The 1,441-nt window shown below is 48.0% G+C and carries 2 protein-coding genes; one reads left to right on the top strand and one right to left on the bottom strand.

Annotation, left to right across the window (positions count from 1 at the left end; genetic code table 11):
• A partial coding sequence (locus tag AC9UEO_RS13640; protein ID WP_509534621.1) for a hypothetical protein occupies nt 1-331 on the bottom strand: 331 nt, incomplete at its 3' end.
• A gap of 161 nt (nt 332-492) precedes the next feature.
• Between AC9UEO_RS13640 and AC9UEO_RS13635 the strand changes: the two genes are divergently transcribed.
• A partial coding sequence (locus tag AC9UEO_RS13635) for a TRAP transporter substrate-binding protein (protein WP_509534618.1) occupies nt 493-1,441 on the top strand: 949 nt, incomplete at its 3' end.

Raw genomic sequence — 1,441 nt, 5'->3', positions numbered from 1 at the left:
CTTTGCCTTTTTGAATTTCAAATGTGGTTTGACAAGTGCTCCAAAAGGTTAACGATGGAATCCAACCGTTAGCGCCACCAAAGATGGAAGTGCCAGCCACTGTGCTTTGAGAATCTGTATTGATACCAGGCGACGATGCTTCACCTGAAGTGTTGTAGACCAAATACGTGAAGCCGTCGACTTCGTAAGTTTTGTTGGGTTTACCCCATTTGGCGACCAACGCGGACTCATCCTCACCCACCCACGCATTGAGGTTCTTTTGGTAGTTTGCAGATGTTGCACAACCGGCTAGAACCAAAAGTGCACAAATGAGGGGGAAGAGTTTGTTCATGGGAAGTTCCGTTTCTAGTGGGACGGTTCAGTTGTTATGTAAATTAGTCATCCTATTGCAGACCATTGTATGAATTTCAGAGACACCCCAAATACTGGCTATAGTTGTCCTTTTGGCGCGTAAAAGCCACGGTTTTTGGTCTTAACTGTTCAGGAGTTCTTATGCAACGTCGTTATTTTTCTGTTTCTGCCTTAGCCCTGTCGCTTTTTGCTGGCAACGTATTCGCCCAAACCAAATGGGACCTTCCTGCAGCCTATGCTGCAACCAGCTTCCATTCAGAAAATCTGGTCCAGTTTGCCAAGGATGTCGATGTAGCTACCGCTGGCAAACTCAAAATCTCAGTACACGCTAATGCATCCCTTTTCAAAGCCAATGAAATCAAGCGCGCTGTGCAAGGTGGGCAAGCACAGATTGGCGAAGTGCTTTTGGTGAACTTTGAAAACGAAAACCCTGTTTACGGTGCAGATGGCGTTCCTTTCTTGGCCACTAGTTTTGCAGACTCCAAACGCCTCTATGACGCCCAAAAACCTGTACTCGATAAACTCTTAGCCGCCCAAGGCATGAAATTGTTATTTACTGTTGCTTGGCCCCCGCAAGGTATTTACACCAAGAAAGAAATCAACTCCGTCGCAGATCTGCGGGGCATCAAATGGCGCGCCTACAGCCCAGCTACGGCCAAAATTGCCGAACTAATTGGCGCACAACCGGTGACTATCCAAGCTGCCGAACTATCTCAAGCGCTTGCCACTGGCGTGATTGAGAGCTATATGAGTTCAGGTGCCACTGGCTTTGACACCAAAACCTACGAGAGTTTGAAGTACTTCTATGACACCCAAGCTTGGTTGCCAAAGAACGCTGTTCTCGTCAACAAAAAGGCTTTTGATGCACTAGACCCTGCCACACAAACCGCTCTCTTGAAAACTGCTGCAGAGGCCGAAGCCCGCGGCTGGAAAGTCAGCGCTGAAAAAGACGCTTACTACAAAAAAGCATTGACTGAAAAAGGTATGCAAATCGTCACCCCATCACCTAAGCTAATGGCAGACATGAAACAAGTCGGCACCATCATGCTGGCTGACTGGCAAAAACGCGCTGGTGCGGATGGCGAAGCCA

Source organism: Limnohabitans sp., from assembly GCF_040401495.1.
Taxonomy (GTDB): domain Bacteria; phylum Pseudomonadota; class Gammaproteobacteria; order Burkholderiales; family Burkholderiaceae_C; genus Limnohabitans.
The sequence above is the reverse complement of the archived record's forward strand: the minus strand, read 5'-3'. Positions and strand labels throughout refer to the sequence as shown.